The sequence below is a fragment of the Pseudomonas sp. TE36184 genome (assembly GCF_054060055.1).
This window is the reverse complement of the sequence record NZ_JBSSCU010000001.1, coordinates 3,082,780-3,099,390: the sequence shown is the minus strand read 5'-3', so window position 1 is coordinate 3,099,390 and position 16,611 is coordinate 3,082,780. Positions and strand designations below refer to the sequence as shown.

General features: G+C 60.3%; 12 protein-coding genes. All 12 read left to right on the top strand.

Annotated features, from left to right (window positions below):
• Positions 1–24: 24 nt before the first annotated feature.
• The 12 genes from rseP to ACVWZP_RS13830 all read left to right on the top strand — a co-directional run bounded on the left by rseP (position 25) and on the right by ACVWZP_RS13830 (position 16,611).
• Complete coding sequence (rseP, locus tag ACVWZP_RS13885; protein WP_017844746.1) at positions 25–1,377, top strand: sigma E protease regulator RseP; 1,353 nt, start codon at positions 25–27, stop codon at positions 1,375–1,377.
• Between the two features lie 74 nt (positions 1,378–1,451).
• Positions 1,452–3,839, top strand: coding sequence for an outer membrane protein assembly factor BamA (bamA, locus tag ACVWZP_RS13880; RefSeq protein ID WP_046384464.1), 2,388 nt, complete (start codon positions 1,452–1,454; stop codon positions 3,837–3,839).
• Positions 3,840–3,883: 44 nt separating this feature from the next.
• Complete coding sequence (locus ACVWZP_RS13875; RefSeq protein ID WP_003172279.1) at positions 3,884–4,387, top strand: OmpH family outer membrane protein; 504 nt, start codon at positions 3,884–3,886, stop codon at positions 4,385–4,387.
• A 3-nt stretch (positions 4,388–4,390) separates the two neighbouring features.
• The gene (gene lpxD, locus ACVWZP_RS13870; RefSeq protein WP_017844748.1) at positions 4,391–5,446 is read left to right on the top strand and encodes a UDP-3-O-(3-hydroxymyristoyl)glucosamine N-acyltransferase; all 1,056 of its coding nucleotides are present in this window, start codon (positions 4,391–4,393) and stop codon (positions 5,444–5,446) included.
• Between the two features lie 110 nt (positions 5,447–5,556).
• Complete coding sequence (gene fabZ, locus ACVWZP_RS13865) at positions 5,557–5,997, top strand: 3-hydroxyacyl-ACP dehydratase FabZ (protein ID WP_003172281.1); 441 nt, start codon at positions 5,557–5,559, stop codon at positions 5,995–5,997.
• Complete coding sequence (gene lpxA, locus ACVWZP_RS13860; RefSeq protein ID WP_046384462.1) at positions 5,994–6,770, top strand: acyl-ACP--UDP-N-acetylglucosamine O-acyltransferase; 777 nt, start codon at positions 5,994–5,996, stop codon at positions 6,768–6,770. Before fabZ ends, lpxA begins: the two co-directional genes overlap by 4 nt.
• Positions 6,771–6,772: 2 nt before the next feature.
• A complete protein-coding gene (lpxB, locus tag ACVWZP_RS13855) occupies positions 6,773–7,912 on the top strand; it encodes a lipid-A-disaccharide synthase (protein ID WP_017844750.1) in 1,140 nt (379 codons plus the stop codon).
• Positions 7,909–8,541 carry a ribonuclease HII gene (gene rnhB, locus ACVWZP_RS13850; RefSeq protein ID WP_017844751.1) on the top strand — a complete coding sequence of 211 codons (633 nt, stop codon included), beginning with the start codon at positions 7,909–7,911 and terminating at the stop codon, positions 8,539–8,541. The genes lpxB and rnhB overlap by 4 nt, the downstream gene beginning before the upstream one ends.
• A 76-nt stretch (positions 8,542–8,617) precedes the next feature.
• Positions 8,618–12,139: a DNA polymerase III subunit alpha gene (gene dnaE / locus ACVWZP_RS13845; protein ID WP_046384461.1), complete on the top strand. Its 3,522-nt coding sequence runs from the start codon at positions 8,618–8,620 to the stop codon at positions 12,137–12,139.
• Between the two features lie 138 nt (positions 12,140–12,277).
• On the top strand, positions 12,278–13,225 hold the full coding sequence (locus ACVWZP_RS13840) for an acetyl-CoA carboxylase carboxyltransferase subunit alpha (RefSeq protein ID WP_017844753.1): 948 nt from the start codon (positions 12,278–12,280) through the stop codon (positions 13,223–13,225).
• A 161-nt stretch (positions 13,226–13,386) separates the two neighbouring features.
• Positions 13,387–14,706 carry a tRNA lysidine(34) synthetase TilS gene (gene tilS / locus ACVWZP_RS13835; protein WP_457369860.1) on the top strand — a complete coding sequence of 440 codons (1,320 nt, stop codon included), beginning with the start codon at positions 13,387–13,389 and terminating at the stop codon, positions 14,704–14,706.
• Between the two features lie 273 nt (positions 14,707–14,979).
• Entirely contained in the window at positions 14,980–16,611 is a 1,632-nt protein-coding gene (locus ACVWZP_RS13830) for a CTP synthase (RefSeq protein WP_026139768.1), read from the top strand.

The following is a 16,611-nucleotide window of genomic DNA, read 5'->3' as shown; positions in this document are numbered from 1 at the left end:
TGGATTGGAATGCGGAGAAATTAGATGAGTGCGCTTTACATGATTGTCGGCACCCTGGTTGCTCTGGGTGTGCTGGTTACCTTCCACGAATTCGGCCACTTCTGGGTGGCGCGTCGTTGCGGCGTCAAGGTACTGCGCTTTTCCGTTGGTTTCGGCATGCCGTTGCTGCGTTGGCACGACCGCCGCGGCACCGAGTTCGTGATCGCGGCCATCCCCTTGGGCGGCTACGTCAAGATGCTCGATGAGCGCGAAGGCGAAGTGCCGGCGGATCAACTGGACCAGTCCTTCAATCGCAAGACCGTTCGTCAGCGCATCGCTATTGTCGCCGCCGGCCCGATCGCCAATTTCCTGTTGGCCATGGTGTTCTTCTGGTTCCTGGCCATGCTCGGCAGCGAACAGATACGTCCGGTGATCGGCGCGGTTGAAGCGGACAGCATGGCGGCGAAGGCGGGATTGGTCGCCGGGCAGGAAATTGTTTCTATTGATGGCGAACCAACCACCGGTTGGGGCGCGGTCAATTTGCAGTTGGTACGTCGCCTGGGCGAAAGCGGCACCGTCAAGGTGGTGGTGCGCGAGCAGGACTCTTCCGCCGAGACCCCGCGTGAACTGGCCCTCGACCATTGGCTCAAGGGGGCCGATGAGCCGGACCCGATCAAGTCCCTGGGTATTCGCCCATGGCGCCCGGCCTTGCCGCCGGTGCTCGCCGAGCTTGACCCGAAAGGCCCGGCCCAGGCCGCAGGTCTGAAAACCGGCGACCGCCTGCTGGCCCTCGATGGCCAGGCGCTGGGCGACTGGCAGCAAGTGGTCGACCTGGTGCGTGTACGGCCTGATACCAAAATTGTGCTGAAAGTTGAGCGCGATGGTGCTCAAATCGACGTCCCCGTAACCCTGGCGGTTCGCGGGGAAGCCAAGGCGGCCGGGGGTTACCTCGGTGCCGGCGTGAAAAGCCCGGAGTGGCCGCCGTCGATGATGCGCGAGGTCAGTTTCGGGCCGTTGGCGGCAATTGGCGAGGGTGCGAAACGTACTTGGACCATGAGCGTGCTGACTCTCGAATCGCTCAAGAAAATGTTGTTCGGCGAGCTCTCGGTAAAAAACTTGAGTGGGCCGATAACCATTGCTAAAGTGGCGGGCGCTTCTGCCCAGTCGGGTGTCGCGGATTTCCTGAATTTCCTGGCTTATCTGAGTATTAGCCTTGGGGTTCTGAATTTGTTGCCCATTCCAGTATTGGATGGGGGGCATCTGTTGTTTTATCTGGTCGAGTGGGTGCGTGGTCGCCCCTTGTCGGATCGGGTGCAGGGTTGGGGGATACAGATCGGTATCAGTTTGGTGGTCGGGGTGATGTTGTTAGCCTTGGTCAACGATCTGGGACGACTGTAACGCTTCGCTGAATTGCGAATCTGCCGCATTTTGCGGCAGTTTGTTTATTGCCAGTTGGAATAAGAAAGGACTTCATGAAACGTCTGCTGCTAACTGCGGTTCTCACCGTATTGATGATCGCCGAAGTTCACGCCGAGTCCTTCACTATCTCCGATATTCGCGTCAACGGCCTCCAGCGGGTTTCCGCGGGTAGCGTCTTTGGTGCCTTGCCGTTGAACGTCGGGGAACAGGCTGATGACCGTCGCCTGGTGGAATCCACTCGTGCGCTGTTCAAAACGGGGTTCTTTCAAGATATCCAACTGGGTCGCGAAGGTAACGTCCTGGTCATCACCGTCGTCGAGCGACCTTCCGTCGCCAGTATCGAGATCGAGGGTAACAAGGCGATCTCCACTGAAGACCTGATGAAGGGCCTCAAGCAATCCGGCCTGGCCGAGGGCGAGATCTTCCAGCGCGCCACCCTCGAGGGTGTGCGTAACGAGCTGCAACGCCAGTATGTTGCCCAGGGCCGCTACTCCGCGACCGTGGAAACGGAAGTGGTCCCGCAGCCTCGTAACCGTGTCGGCCTCAAGGTCAACATCAACGAAGGCACCGTGGCGGCCATTCAGCACATCAACGTGGTGGGCAACACCAAGTTCCCTGATGAAGACCTGATCGGCCTGTTCGAGCTCAAGACCACCAACTGGCTGTCGTTCTTCAAGAACGACGACAAGTACGCCCGTGAAAAACTCTCCGGTGACCTGGAGCGCTTGCGTTCCTACTACCTGGACCGTGGCTATATCAACATGGATATCGCTTCGACCCAGGTGTCCATCACCCCTGACAAGAAGCATGTGTACATCACCGTCAACGTCAACGAGGGTGAGAAGTACAAGGTCCGCGACGTCAAGCTCAGCGGCGACTTGAAAGTGCCTGAAGACCAGGTCAAGGCCCTGTTGCTGGTGCAGAAAGACCAGGTGTTCTCGCGCAAGCTGATGACCACCACGTCCGAACTGATCACCCGTCGCCTGGGTAACGAAGGCTATACCTTCGCCAACGTCAACGGCGTGCCGACCCCGCACGATGACGACCACACCGTGGACATCACCTTCGTGGTCGACCCGGGCAAGCGTGCCTACGTGAACCGCATCAACTTCCGTGGCAACACCAAGTCTGCGGACGAAGTGCTGCGTCGTGAAATGCGTCAGATGGAAGGTGGCTGGGCGTCGACCTACCTGATCGACCAGTCCAAGACCCGTCTTGAACGTCTGGGCTTCTTCAAGGAAGTCAACGTCGAAACCCCAGCCGTACCGGGTGTGGACGACCAGGTTGACGTGAACTACGCCGTTGAAGAACAAGCCTCGGGCTCGATCACCGCCAGCGTCGGTTTCGCACAGAGTGCCGGCCTGATCCTCGGTGGTTCGATCACCCAGAACAACTTCCTCGGTACCGGTAACAAGGTTTCCATCGGCCTGACCCGCAGCGAATACCAGAGCCGCTATAACTTCGGTTATGTCGACCCCTACTGGACCGCTGACGGTGTGAGCCTGGGCTACAACGCCTTCTATCGCACCACCGACTACAAAGACCTCGACGTCAACGTTGCCAGCTATGCGATCGACAGCCTGGGTGCCGGCGTCAACATCGGTTACCCGATCAGTGAGACCTCGCGTCTGACCTTCGGCCTGACCGCGCAGCAGGATGAGATCAAGACCGGTGTGTACACCGTGGATGAGATCTTCGACTTCACCCGCCGCGAAGGCGACAAGTTCCTGAACTTCAAGGCGTCTGCCGGCTGGTCCGAGTCGACCCTGAACAAAGGCGTACTGGCCACCCGCGGTCACTCCCAGAGCGTGACCCTGGAAGCCACCACGCCGGGCAGCGACCTGTCGTTCTTCAAGCTCGACTACCGTGGCCAGTTGTTCCAGCCTTTGAGCGACAACTACACCATGCGCCTGCACACTGAACTGGGCTATGGCGACGGTTATGGTTCGACCAACGGCTTGCCGTTCTATGAGAACTACTATGCAGGTGGTTTCAACTCGGTTCGCGGCTTCAAGGACAGCACCTTGGGTCCTCGTGGTACCCCTAGCCGTGGCGCTGGCGTGACCGGTAACACCGGTACCGTGGCGGATACGGACACTAGCGCACTGCCATTCGGTGGTAACGTGCTGATCCAGGGTGGTGCCGAGATCCTGTTCCCACTGCCGTTCGTGAAAGATCAGCGGTCCCTGCGTACTTCGGTTTTCTGGGATGTGGGTAACGTATTCGACTCCAAGTGCGATCAGGTCACCAACCCGACTGGCGTGAAGTCCAATACCCAGTGTAACGAAGTAAGCCTCAGCAACCTGGCGAGCTCCGTAGGTGTTGGCGTGACGTGGGTGACTGCGCTTGGTCCGTTGAGCTTTGCTCTGGCTATGCCAATCAAGAAACCGGATAACGCTGAAACCCAGATTTTCCAATTCTCCCTCGGCCAGACGTTCTAAGCGTCTGACCCAAGATAACGACAACGGATCTGTAGGAGTACATCGTGCGTAAGTTGACTCAATTGGTTCTGCTGGCCACTGTGCTGGTAACCACCCCGGCCTTCGCCGAGATGAAAATCGCCGTCCTGAACTATCAGATGGCCCTGCTGGAATCCGACGCGGCCAAGAAGTACGCGGTGGATGCCGAGAAGAAGTTCGGTCCGCAACTGACCAAGCTCAAAACGTTGGAAAGCAGTGCCAAGGGCATCCAGGATCGTCTGGTAGCCGGTGGCGACAAGATGCAGCAAGGCGAGCGCGAGCGGCTGGAGCTTGAATTCAAGCAAAAGGCCCGTGACTACCAGTTCCAGTCCAAGGAGCTGAACGAAGCCAAGGCTGTTGCCGACCGCGAAATGCTCAAGCAGCTCAAGCCGAAACTCGACAGCGCTGTGGAAGAAGTCATCAAGAAAGGTGCCTTTGACCTGGTGTTCGAGCGCGGCGCCGTGATTGACGTCAAGCCTCAATACGACATCACCCGCCAGGTGATCGAGCGCATGAACCAGCTGAAGTAAGCCATGACCGCGACTATCAAGCTCGGCGAGTTGGCCGAGTTCCTGGGAGCCACCTTGCGTGGTTCCCCGGAGAAAGAAATCACTGGGCTAGCCACCTTGCAGGAGGCTGGCCCATCTCAGTTGAGCTTCCTCGCAAATCCCCAATACCGTAAATACCTGGCCGATAGCCAAGCCGCAGCCCTGCTGCTGAAGGCTGCTGACGCCGAGGGTTACGCCGGGGATGCGCTGGTGGTGCCTGATCCGTACCTCGCTTATGCGCGGGTATCCCACCTGTTCGATCCGAAACCCAAGGCGGCTGGAGGGATCCACCCGACGGCGGTGATCGCCGATGATGCCCAGGTTGATCCTGCGGCGAGCATTGGCGCCTTTGCCGTGATCGAAAGTGGCGCGCGCATTGGCGCCGGTGTCACCGTGGGCGCTCAGTGCTTTATCGGCGCACGCTGTGAAATCGGTGCCGATGGCTGGCTGGCGCCCCGCGTGACCCTGTACCACGATGTGCGTATCGGGCAGCGGGTGGTCATTCAGTCGGGCGCGGTGATCGGTGGTGAAGGCTTCGGTTTTGCCAATTCGAAAGGCGTTTGGCACAAGATTGCCCAGGTCGGCGGCGTATTGATCGGCGACGATGTGGAAATCGGCGTCAATACCGCTGTTGATCGCGGGGCTTTGGCCGATACCGTGATCGGTAATGGCGTGAAGCTCGATAACCAGATCCAGATTGCCCACAACGTACAGATTGGCGATCACACCGCCATGGCGGCCTGCGTAGGCATATCCGGCAGCACCAAGATCGGCAAGCATTGCATGCTCGCCGGTGGCGTAGGGCTGGTTGGGCACATCGATATTTGCGACAACGTCTTCATCACCGGCATGACCATGGTCACCCACTCGATTACCGAGCCCGGTGCCTATTCGTCCGGTACCGCCATGCAGCCTGCGGCTGAATGGCGCAAGAGTGCGGCGCGTTTGAGGCACATCGACGACATGGCTCGACGTCTCAAACAGCTGGAAAAGCGTGTTGGGGACGTGACCCCTGGCGGTAATGCTTCATCAGAAGGCTGATACCATTTCCATATCAAGTGTGCACAGCCGCTAGACTGCCTCCTTGATTTGCTAGCGGGGCGTGCGTTTAGTCGCCCGCCCCCAATCTTTATTACAGGCTTCCCCCCGAAATGATGGACATCAACGAGATTCGCGAATACCTGCCTCACCGTTACCCGTTCCTGCTGGTGGACCGTGTAGTGGACCTCAATGTTGAGGAAAAGCGCATTCGTGCCTACAAGAATGTCAGCATCAACGAACCGTTCTTCAATGGTCACTTTCCCGCGCATCCGATCATGCCGGGCGTGTTGATCATCGAAGCAATGGCCCAGGCTGCCGGTATCCTTGGTTTCAAAATGCTCGACCTCAAGCCTGCCGACGGCACGCTTTATTATTTCGTGGGCTCCGACAAGTTGCGTTTCCGCAACCCGGTCACCCCGGGTGACCAGTTGATCCTGGAAGCCAAGTTCATCAGCTGCAAGCGCCAGATCTGGAAGTTCGAATGCCAGGCCTCGGTGGATGGCAAGCCGGTGTGCTCCGCCGAAATCATCTGCGCGGAACGCAAACTATGAGTTTGATTGACCCTCGCGCAATCATCGATCCGTCGGCCGTACTGGCCGCCGACGTTGAGGTCGGCCCTTGGTCGATCGTCGGCGCAGGTGTGGAAATCGGCGAGGGGACTGTCATCGGGCCGCACGTGATCCTCAAGGGACCGACCCGCATTGGCAGGCACAATCGCATCTATCAGTTTTCCTCGATAGGCGAAGACACCCCCGACATGAAGTACAAGGGGGAAGAAACACGCCTGGTAATCGGTGATCACAACATCATTCGTGAAGGCGTGACCATTCACCGTGGCACCGTGCAGGACCGTGCCGAGACCACGTTGGGTGATCACAACCTGGTCATGGCTTACGCGCATATCGGCCACGACAGTGTGATCGGCAACCACTGCATCCTGGTCAACAACACCGCGTTGGCAGGCCATGTACACGTTGACGATTGGGCGATCCTGTCCGGTTTCACCCTGGTGCATCAGTACTGCCACATCGGCGCCCATAGTTTTTCCGGCATGGGCACGGCTATCGGCAAGGATGTCCCGGCGTTCGTCACGGTGTTCGGCAACCCTGCCGAAGCCCGCAGCATGAACTTCGAAGGCATGCGCCGTCGGGGTTTCAGCGACGATGCGATCCACGCCCTGCGTCGCGCCTACAAGGTGGTTTACCGCCAGGGCCTGACGGTTGAGCAGGCATTGGCCGAACTGACCGAGCCGGCAATGTTGTTCCCGGAAGTCGCGGTGTTCCGTGACTCGATCCAGGCGTCGACCCGCGGCATCACGCGCTGATCATGGCCAATCTGCGTATCGCATTGGTCGCCGGGGAAGCTTCCGGCGATATCCTGGGCGCGGGGCTGATGCGGGCGCTCAAGGCCCAGCATCCGGCGGTCGAGTTCATTGGCGTGGGCGGCCCGTTGATGCAGGCTGAAGGCCTCACCTCCTACTTCCCCATGGAGCGCTTGTCGGTCATGGGGTTGGTGGAAGTGCTGGGCCGTCTGCGTGAGCTGCTGGCACGGCGCAAGCTGCTGATTCAGACCCTGATCCAAGAAAAGCCTGACGTGTTCATCGGAATCGACGCGCCGGATTTCACCCTCAATATCGAGCTCAAGTTGCGTCAGGCCGGGATCAAGACCGTGCATTACGTCAGCCCGTCCGTGTGGGCGTGGCGGCAGAAGCGCGTGCTGAAGATCCGCGAAGGCTGTGATTTGATGCTGACCTTGCTGCCGTTCGAAGCCCGTTTCTACGAAGAGAAGGGCGTGCCGGTGCGGTTTGTCGGGCACACGCTGGCCGACACCATCCCGCTGCACGCCGATCGTGCTGCGGCGCGTGCCGAACTGGGCTTGCCGGACGGCCCGCTGGTCGCGCTGATGCCGGGCAGTCGGGGTGGCGAAGTGGGCCGCCTGGGCGCGCTGTTTTTTGATGCCGCCGAGCGCCTGCTGATCATGAAGCCTGGCGTGCGCTTTGTGCTGCCGTGTGCGAGCCCGCAACGTCGCGCACAAATCGAAACCTTGCTGCAAGGGCGCAACCTGCCGTTGACCCTGCTCGATGGTCAGTCGCACCTGGCCCTGGCGGCGTGCGACGCGGTGCTGATCGCCTCGGGTACCGCGACCCTGGAGGCGTTGCTGTACAAGCGTCCGATGGTCGTGGCTTACCGCCTGGCGCCGCTGACCTTCTGGATTCTCAAGCGCATGGTTAAAAGCCCCTACATCTCCTTGCCCAATCTGCTGGCCCAGCGCCTGTTGGTGCCGGAATTGTTGCAGGACGATGCAACGCCCGCAGCCCTGGCGCAGACGCTACTCCCCTTGATCGACGGCGGCGAAGAGCAGACCCGCGGCTTTGACGAGATCCACCGCACCCTGCGGCGCGATGCGTCAAACCAGGCGGCGGATGCCGTGTTGACCTTGATCGGCCATAAACAGGAAGCCCTATGACGACGCAAATGGGGCTGGATTTCAGCCTGGTCGCGCAAGCCCACGAACTGGTGGCCGGCGTGGATGAAGTCGGGCGCGGCCCGCTCTGTGGTGCCGTGGTGACGGCGGCGGTGATTCTTGATCCGAATCGGCCGATCCTCGGCCTCAACGACTCGAAGAAACTCACCGAAGCGCGTCGGGAAAAACTCTTCGACGAGATCTGTGAAAAAGCCCTGAGCTGGCATATCGCCCGGGCTGAAGTCGAAGAAATCGACGAGTTGAATATCCTCCACGCCACCATGCTTGCCATGCAGCGCGCCGTCGAGGGCCTGCATATCACCCCGAAACTGGCGATGATCGATGGCAATCGCTGCCCGAAACTGGCGATGCCGGCTGAAGCGGTGGTCAAGGGTGATAGCAAGGTGCCTGCCATCGCGGCCGCCTCGATTCTGGCCAAGGTCAGCCGTGACCGTGAAATGGCTGCGTTCGAATTGATCTACCCCGGCTACGGCATTGCGGGCCATAAAGGCTACCCGACGCCCGTTCATCTGGAAGCGCTGGCCCGTCTCGGCCCGACGCCGATCCACCGCCGCTCGTTCGCCCCGGTGCGCCTGGCTTACGAACAGCGCGAGAGCCTCAGCGAGGTTTAGTCGCGAGGCTGATGTTTTTGCCCAGGCCCGGTACAATCCCGGGCCTTGTTGTTTCTACGTTTAAGACAGGATCACTATGCCGGCTTCATTCGTTCACCTACGCCTGCACACTGAATACTCCCTGGTTGACGGCCTGGTACGGATCAAACCGCTGGTCAAAACCCTGGTGGGCATGAACATGCCTGCCGTCGCGGTCACCGATCAGAACAACATGTGTTCCCTGGTCAAGTTCTACAAGAACGCCATGGGCGCCGGCATCAAGCCGATCTGCGGCGCCGACCTGTGGCTGTCGAACAAAGACCCGGATAACCCTCTGAGCCGCATCAGCCTGTTGGCGATGAACGGCGTCGGTTATCGCAACCTCACCGAACTGATTTCCCGTGGCTTCATCGACGGCCAGCGCAACGGCGCGGTGATCATCGAGCGTGAGTGGGTGGCCGAGGCCAGCGAGGGCGTGATCATGCTCTCGGCGGCCAAAGAGGGTGAGATCGGGATCGCGCTGCTGGGCGGCAACCCGCAGGAAGCCGAAGTGCTGGCCCGCGAGTGGATGGCTGTGTTCCCTGACCGCTTCTACCTGGAAGTCCAGCGCACCAACCGCCCCAACGATGAAGAACATCTGCACGCCGCCGTGGCCCTGGCCGACAAGCTGGGCGCGCCGCTGGTGGCGACCAACGATGTGCGCTTCATCAAGAAAGAAGATTTCGAAGCCCACGAAACCCGCGTGTGCATCGGCGAAGGCCGGGCCCTGGATGACCCGCGCCGCTCGAAAAACTACAGCGAAGAGCAATACCTCAAAAGCGCCGAGGAAATGGCCGAGCTGTTCAGCGACCTGCCCGAGGCCCTGGAAAACTCCGTCGAGATCGCCAAGCGCTGCAATATCGAAGTGAAGCTGGGCAAGCACTTCCTGCCCAACTTCCCGATTCCCGAAGGCATGACCATCGATGAGTATTTCCGCAAGGTATCGTTCGATGGCCTGGAGGAACGCCTCTCGGTCCTGCTGCCCAAGGACACCACCGAAGATTACGAAGCCAAGCGTCAGGTCTACGTCGACCGGCTGAATTTCGAGCTGGATATCATCATCCAGATGGGGTTCCCCGGTTACTTCCTGATCGTGATGGACTTTATCCAGTGGGCCAAGAGTAACGGCGTGCCGGTTGGTCCTGGCCGGGGCTCGGGTGCCGGCTCGCTGGTTGCCTATGTGCAGAAGATCACCGACCTCGACCCGCTGGAATATGACCTGCTGTTCGAACGCTTCCTTAACCCGGAACGGGTCTCCATGCCCGACTTCGACGTCGACTTCTGCATGGACGGTCGCGACCGCGTGATCGAATACGTGGCCGATAAGTATGGCCGCAACGCCGTGAGCCAGATCATCACGTTCGGTTCCATGGCGGCCAAGGCGGTAATCCGCGACGTGGCCCGGGTGCAGGGCAAGTCCTACGGCCTGGCGGATCGCCTGTCGAAGATGATCCCGTTCGAAGTCGGCATGACCCTGGAAAAGGCCTACGAGCAGGAAGAAATCCTGCGCGACTTCATCAAGGTCGACGAAGAAGCCGCCGAAATCTGGGAGATGGCGCGCAAGCTCGAAGGCGTGGTGCGTAACGTCGGTAAACACGCCGGTGGCGTGGTGATCGCGCCGACCAAGCTCACCGACTTTTCGCCGATCTATTGCGACGAAGAAGGCGATGGCCTGGTGACCCAGTTCGACAAGGACGACGTGGAGGCGGCCGGCCTGGTGAAGTTCGACTTCCTCGGCCTGCGGACTCTGACGATCATCGACTGGGCGCTCAAGACGATCAACCGCGACCGTGCCAAGGTCGGCGAAGCACCGCTGGACATCGCGTTTATCCCGCTGGATGACAAGCCGACCTACAGCCTGCTGCAAAAAGCCGAAACCACGGCGGTGTTCCAGCTGGAATCCCGCGGCATGAAAGAGCTGATAAAAAAGCTCAAGCCCGACTGCCTGGAAGACTTGATCGCACTGGTCGCCCTGTTCCGTCCGGGCCCGCTGCAATCGGGCATGGTGGATGACTTCATCAACCGTAAGCACGGTCGCGCCGAACTGGCCTACCCGCACTCGGACTACCAGTACGAAGGCCTCAAGCCGGTACTGGCACCGACCTACGGCATCATCCTGTACCAGGAACAGGTGATGCAGATCGCTCAGGTCATGGCCGGTTACACCCTCGGTGGTGCGGACATGCTGCGTCGCGCCATGGGTAAGAAAAAGCCCGAGGAAATGGCCAAGCAGCGCGGCGGTTTCATTGAGGGTTGCGCCACCAACAATATCGACGCCGACCTTGCCGGTAACATTTTCGACCTGGTGGAAAAATTCGCCGGTTATGGCTTCAACAAATCCCACTCCGCTGCCTACGGCCTGGTGTCGTACCAGACCGCCTGGCTGAAGGCCCACTACCCGGCGCCGTTCATGGCCGCGGTACTCTCGGCGGATATGCACAACACCGACAAGGTCGTGACCTTGATCGAGGAAGTGCGAACCATGAAGCTGCGCCTCGACGCGCCGGACGTGAACGCCTCGGAGTTCAAGTTCACCGTGAACGACGAAGGCCGCATCATCTATGGCCTGGGGGCGATCAAGGGGGTGGGCGAGGGCCCGGTGGAAGCGATCACCGAGGCGCGCCAAAACGGCCCGTTCAAGGATCTGTTCGATTTCTGCGCGCGGGTCGACCTCAAGCGCATCAACAAACGTACCCTCGATGGCTTGATCCGCAGCGGCGCCCTCGACCGTCTCGGCCCGTATTTCCATGATGAGCCGAAGGCCTACCAGGCGAATATCGACCGCAATCGCGCGGTGCTGCTGACCGCCATGGAAGAAGCGATCAAGGCCGCCGAACAGACCGCCCGCACCCACGACAGCGGTCACGCCGACCTGTTTGGCGGGTTGTTCGTCGAGGAAGACGCGGATGTCTACGCCAACCATCGCAAGGCCAAGGAGCTGACCCTCAAGGAACGCCTCAAAGGTGAGAAAGACACCCTGGGCCTGTACCTGACCGGTCATCCGATTGACGAATACGAAGGGGAAATCCGTCGTTTCGCCCGTCAGCGCATCATCGACCTGAAACCGGCGCGCGACACCCAGACCGTCGCCGGCATGATCATCGCCCTGCGGGTGATGAAAAACAAAAAGGGCGACAAGATGGGCTTTATCACCCTCGACGACCGCTCCGGCCGGATCGAGGCGTCGCTGTTTGCCGATGCGTTCCATTCGGCGCAGTCGCTGTTGCAGACCGACGCCATGGTGGTGGTGGAAGGGGAGGTCAGCAACGACGACTTCTCCGGCGGCCTGCGCCTGCGGATCAAGCGCGTGATGAGCATGGAAGACGCGCGCACCAACCTGGCCGAAAGCCTGCGCTTGAAAGTCAAGACCGAGGCGCTCAAGGGCGATCAGCTGCGCTGGTTGGGGGACTTGCTCAAACGCCACCGTGGCGCATGCCCGGTGACCATGGAATACACCGGTAACGACGCCAAGGCCATGCTGCAGTTCGGCGAGACCTGGCGAATTGATCCCGCTGATGGCTTGATTCAAGCATTGCGTGACCAGTTCGGTCGTGACAACGTCTTCCTCCAATACCGTTGACGATCAGGTGATGGCAAATAGCCTGATCTCGACCAAACATTTAATCTCGACCTAGACGCGCCTCTCCCTTAAGGTAGGGCGCGAATAGACAACCGGCTGGCCAGGCACTCCTTGGCCGTCGACCCAAGACGGACGCTTATGAACCCGAATTTTCTTGATTTCGAACAGCCGATCGCTGACCTGCAAGCCAAGATCGAAGAACTGCGCCTGGTCGGCAATGACAACTCGCTGAATATCGGCGATGAAATCGCTCGCCTGCAAGACAAGAGCAGCTCGCTCACCGAAGACATCTTCGGCAAGTTGACCAGTTGGCAGATTGCGCGCCTGGCCCGCCATCCGCGCCGTCCGTACACCCTGGACTACATTCAGCACATCTTCACCGAGTTCGACGAGCTGCACGGCGACCGCCACTTCTCCGACGACGCCGCCATCGTGGGCGGTATCGCTCGCCTGGACGACCAGCCGGTGATGGTGATCGGTCACCAGAAAGGCCGTGAAGTGCGCGAGAAAGTCCGCCGTAACTTCGGCATGCCGCGTCCGGAAGGCTACCGCAAGGCTTGCCGCCTGATGGAAATGGCCGAGCGCTTCAAGATGCCGATCCTGACGTTCATCGACACCCCGGGCGCGTACCCGGGTATCGACGCCGAAGAACGCAACCAGAGCGAAGCGATCGCCTGGAACCTGCGCGTCATGTCCCGCCTGAAAACCCCGATCATCGCCACCGTGATTGGTGAAGGTGGTTCCGGCGGTGCGTTGGCCATTGGTGTCTGCGACCAATTGAACATGCTGCAATATTCGACCTACGCGGTGATCTCGCCGGAAGGTTGCGCCTCGATCCTGTGGAAAACCGCCGAGAAAGCGCCGGACGCTGCCGAAGCGATGGGCATCACCGCCGATCGCCTCAAGGGCCTGGGTATCGTGGATAAAGTCATCGCCGAACCATTGGGCGGCGCCCACCGCGACCCGGCCGCCGCTGCCGCGACCATCCGTGCCGAACTGGGTTCGCAACTGGCGATGCTCAAGAAGCTGGATACCGAAGCACTGTTGGCCCGGCGTTACGAGCGCCTGATGAGCTACGGTCTCTAAACCGCAGCCGTAAAAAATGTGGGAGGGGGCTTGCTCCCGATTGCTGAGTGTCAGTCAATGCATCTGGTGACTGACCTGCCGCAATCGGGAGCAAGCCCCCTCCCACATTTGCTTTGTGTATGCTTGGCCAACGTATTCCAGGTTTGCGGCGGTAACATCTGATGAAACCATTACTTTCCGCCAAACTTCTGCAAACCCTGGCCCCCTGGCGCAACGCTCCGGCCTGGCATATCGCTTTTTCCGGCGGGCTTGATTCCACCGTCTTGCTGCACCTCCTGGCAAATCTCGCCAAAACTGAGAAGCTTCCTACGCTCGGCGCTGTTCATGTCCACCATGGCCTGCAAGCTGCGGCCGATGCCTGGCCCGCTCATTGTCAGTCGGTCTGTGACGCCCTTGGCGTGCCGTTGCGGGTGATGCGCGTGCAGGTGCGGGCTGGCGCAAGCCTGGAGCGCGCAGCCCGTGATGCGCGCTATCAGGCATTCAGTGAGGTGGTCGGGGTAGGGGAAGTGTTGCTCATCGGCCAGCACCGCGACGATCAGGCCGAAACCTTGCTGTTTCGTCTGTTGCGCGGCGCGGGGGTGCAAGGGTTGGCGGCCATGCCGATGCAGCGTGCGCTGGCGGGCGGTCATCTGCTGCGGCCGTTGCTGCGCAGTTCACGCGCGCAGCTGCAGGCCTACGCCGAGGAGCACCAGTTGACGTGGATCGAGGACCCTTCCAACGCCGATCCCCGCTTTTCGCGCAATTACCTGCGCCATCGTGTATTCCCGCGGCTGACCGAGCGCTGGCCCCAGGCCGCGGCCAACCTGGCCCGTGCCGCTGAACATTTGAGCGAAGCCCAAGGCCTGTTGGACGAGTTGGCGCACATCGACCTGCAAGCCGCCGAGCAGCCTTCGCCTTTTCCGTGGCTGCCCTTGCCGTCCTTGGCCCTGGCGCCGCTGTGTGAGCTTTCCGACGCGCGTCAACGCAACGCCCTGCGCCATTGGCTGAGCCCGCTGACGCGTTTACCCGACAGCGACCACTGGGCCGGCTGGCATTCCCTGCGCGACGCCAAGCTCGATGCACAACCCCTGTGGCGCTTGGCCAACGGCGATCTGCACCGTTGCGGCGAGCGCATCTGGTGGCTGCCCTCCAGTTGGTCGGAGTTTTCCGACGCATCGGTGAGCTGGGCGCAGCCGCAAAACCCGCTAGAGTTACCGGGTAATGGCCAACTCCGGTTGATCGGTCGGGTTCCCGAGGGCGTGTTGCAGGTTCGCTATCGCCAGGGCGGCGAAATCATCGACATTCCGGGGCGCGGTCGGCGCGATTTGAAGCGTCTGCTCAACGAAAGTGGGCTGCCGGGTTTTGTCCGTGGCAGATTGCCGCTGCTGTATCGGGGCGAGCAATTGCTGGCTGTGCCCAGCCTTGCAGGGCTTTGGAAGACGTCGAATGACGGCTGGCAATTACATTGGATGCCACAGACCTGCGATCAAGGTTTGAGCTGATAGCGCCTTTCCGGTAGACTACGCTCCCTTCTTGATACAACTTCTGTGGATTCGCCTGAATCGCAGCAGTTGCCGATTACCAAGCAGTCTTTGCTGGGCGATTCCAAAAAATGTGTAGCGATCAACGTACCGGTGTTTCATTGCTGGTCTGTCACCACGCGGCGGTTTTTTTGAAAGGTGCACTGTGATTAATGCAGGTGATCGGGGGCTTCGGCCTTCCTTCGCTTTCCCCGGCGGCTCGGACCGCTTTAACGCAGACTTCTAGGGTTTTTCATGACGCGCTACATATTCGTCACGGGCGGTGTTGTTTCTTCATTGGGGAAAGGCATTGCCTCCGCTTCATTGGCGGCCATCCTGGAGGCGCGGGGACTTAAGGTCACCATGCTCAAGCTGGACCCGTACATCAACGTTGACCCGGGCACCATGAGCCCGTTCCAGCACGGTGAAGTGTTCGTCACCCACGACGGCGCCGAGACCGACCTGGACCTGGGCCACTACGAGCGGTTCATCCGCACGACCATGACCCAGAACAACAACTTCACCACCGGCCGTGTCTACGAACACGTGCTGCGCAAGGAGCGTCGTGGTGACTACCTGGGTGCAACCATCCAGGTGATCCCGCACATCACCGACGAAATCAAGCGCCGCATCATCAAGGGCGCGGGCGATGCCGACGTGGCGATGGTCGAGATCGGTGGCACCGTGGGTGACATCGAATCCCAACCGTTCCTCGAAGCCATCCGCCAGTTGCGTTTCGAAGTCGGCGCCAAGCGCGCGATGCTGATGCACCTGACACTGGTGCCCTACATCGCCACCGCCGGCGAAACCAAAACCAAGCCAACCCAGCACTCGGTCAAGGAACTGCGTTCCATCGGCCTGCAGCCGGACGTGCTGGTGTGCCGTTCCGATCACCCGATCGATATTTCCTCGCGTCGCAAGATCGCGCAGTTCACCAACGTTGAAGAGCGTGCGGTGATTGCCCTGGAAGACGCCGACACCATCTACAAGATCCCGGGCATCCTGCATTCCCAGGGCCTGGACGATTTTGTGGTCGAGCGTTTCGGCCTGCAATGCGGCGGCGCGGATCTGTCCGAGTGGGAAGCCGTGGTCGACGCCAAGCTCAACCCTGAGCACGAAGTCACCATCGCCATGGTCGGCAAGTACATGGAGCTTTTGGACGCGTACAAGTCGCTGATCGAAGCGATGAGCCACGCCGGCATCAGCAACCGTACCAAGGTCAACCTGCGCTATATCGATTCCGAAGACATCGAGAACCAAGGCACCGCTCTGCTCGAAGGCGTCGACGCGATCCTCGTTCCAGGCGGTTTCGGCCTGCGTGGCGTGGAAGGCAAGATCACCGCCGTGCAGTACGCTCGTGAGCACAAGGTGCCGTACCTGGGGATCTGCCTGGGCATGCAAGTGGCCGTTATCGAGTTCGCTCGTAACGTGCTGGGCTGGAAAGACGCCAACTCCACCGAGTTCGATCATTCCAGCGGCCACCCGGTCGTAGGCCTGATCACCGAGTGGGAAGACGCCACCGGCGCCGTTGAAACCCGTACCGAATCGTCCGACCTGGGCGGCACCATGCGCCTCGGCGCGCAAGACTGTCTGCTGGAGCCGGGTTCGCTGGTCCACGACTGCTACGGCAAGGACGTGATCGTCGAGCGTCACCGTCACCGCTACGAAGTGAACAACAACCTGCTGCCGCAGATCAAAGCAGCCGGCCTGAAAGTCTCCGGTCGCTCCGGTGACGGCAAGCTGGTCGAAGTGGTCGAGGCGCCGGATCATCCATGGTTCGTGGCCTGCCAGTTCCACCCTGAGTTCACCTCGACGCCGCGCGACGGTCACCCGTTGTTCAGCGGTTTCGTTAAAGCAGCACTGACGCAACATCAGAAGAAGGCGTGA

What these genes read in the sequence shown, in the direction of transcription:
- dnaE (WP_046384461.1), top strand. Translation starts at nt 8,618, where the DNA reads ATGCCGGCTTCATTCGTTCACCTACGCCTGCACACTGAATACTCCCTG.
- ACVWZP_RS13840 (WP_017844753.1), top strand. Translation starts at nt 12,278, where the DNA reads ATGAACCCGAATTTTCTTGATTTCGAACAGCCGATCGCTGACCTGCAA.
- ACVWZP_RS13830 (WP_026139768.1), top strand. Translation starts at nt 14,980, where the DNA reads ATGACGCGCTACATATTCGTCACGGGCGGTGTTGTTTCTTCATTGGGG.
- rnhB (WP_017844751.1), top strand. Translation starts at nt 7,909, where the DNA reads ATGACGACGCAAATGGGGCTGGATTTCAGCCTGGTCGCGCAAGCCCAC.
- lpxD (WP_017844748.1), top strand. Translation starts at nt 4,391, where the DNA reads ATGACCGCGACTATCAAGCTCGGCGAGTTGGCCGAGTTCCTGGGAGCC.
- tilS (WP_457369860.1), top strand. Translation starts at nt 13,387, where the DNA reads ATGAAACCATTACTTTCCGCCAAACTTCTGCAAACCCTGGCCCCCTGG.
- bamA (WP_046384464.1), top strand. Translation starts at nt 1,452, where the DNA reads ATGAAACGTCTGCTGCTAACTGCGGTTCTCACCGTATTGATGATCGCC.
- lpxB (WP_017844750.1), top strand. Translation starts at nt 6,773, where the DNA reads ATGGCCAATCTGCGTATCGCATTGGTCGCCGGGGAAGCTTCCGGCGAT.
- fabZ (WP_003172281.1), top strand. Translation starts at nt 5,557, where the DNA reads ATGATGGACATCAACGAGATTCGCGAATACCTGCCTCACCGTTACCCG.
- rseP (WP_017844746.1), top strand. Translation starts at nt 25, where the DNA reads ATGAGTGCGCTTTACATGATTGTCGGCACCCTGGTTGCTCTGGGTGTG.
- lpxA (WP_046384462.1), top strand. Translation starts at nt 5,994, where the DNA reads ATGAGTTTGATTGACCCTCGCGCAATCATCGATCCGTCGGCCGTACTG.